General features: G+C 64.8%; 1 protein-coding gene. It reads left to right on the top strand.

Going from position 1 to position 673, the window contains the following annotated elements; all coding sequences use genetic code 11:
• The coding region (locus NK214_RS24900; RefSeq protein WP_253315809.1) for an ABC transporter ATP-binding protein at positions 1-673 on the top strand (673 nt) is incomplete at both ends.

Genomic DNA, 673 nt, shown 5'->3' with positions numbered 1-673 from the left:
AGGCGCTCAAGGACGTTAGCTTCGACATCCCGGCCAAGCGCACCGTCGCCTTGGTGGGCGAATCCGGCTCCGGCAAATCGGTGACCTCCATGGCCATCATGCGCCTGCTGTCGCCGCAGCACGCCAGCATCCACCCGGACAGCCAGATCCTGCTGCAAGGGCGGGATCTGCTCAAGGCCGGCGGCGCCGAGATGCGCGCGCTGCGCGGCAAAGACATCGCGATGATCTTCCAGGAGCCGATGAGCTCGCTGAACCCGGTGTTCAGCGTGGGCGAGCAGATCATGGAAGCCTTGATGCTGCACGCCAAGCTGGGCCGCCGCGCCGCGCGCCGGCGCGCGATCGAACTGTTGCGCGAAGTGGGCCTGCCGGAACCGGAAAGCAAGGTGGACAGCTACCCGCACCAGCTGTCCGGCGGCCAGCAGCAGCGGGTGATGATCGCGATGGCCATCGCCTGCGAACCCAAGCTGCTGATTGCCGACGAACCCACCACCGCGCTGGACGTGACCATCCAGAAGCAGATCCTGCAACTGATCGCGGACCTGCAGAAGAAACACGATATGGCGGTGCTGTTCATCACCCACGATCTGGGCGTGGTGGGCGAGTTCGCCGACGAAGTCATCGTCATGCGTCACGGCGAAATCCGCGAACAGGGCAGCGTGCAGCAAATCTTCGA

The sequence above is a fragment of the Chromobacterium sp. S0633 genome, assembly GCF_024158805.1.
In the GTDB taxonomy this organism is placed as follows: Bacteria; Pseudomonadota; Gammaproteobacteria; order Burkholderiales; family Chromobacteriaceae; genus Chromobacterium.
The sequence above is the reverse complement of the archived record's forward strand: the minus strand, read 5'-3'. Positions and strand labels throughout refer to the sequence as shown.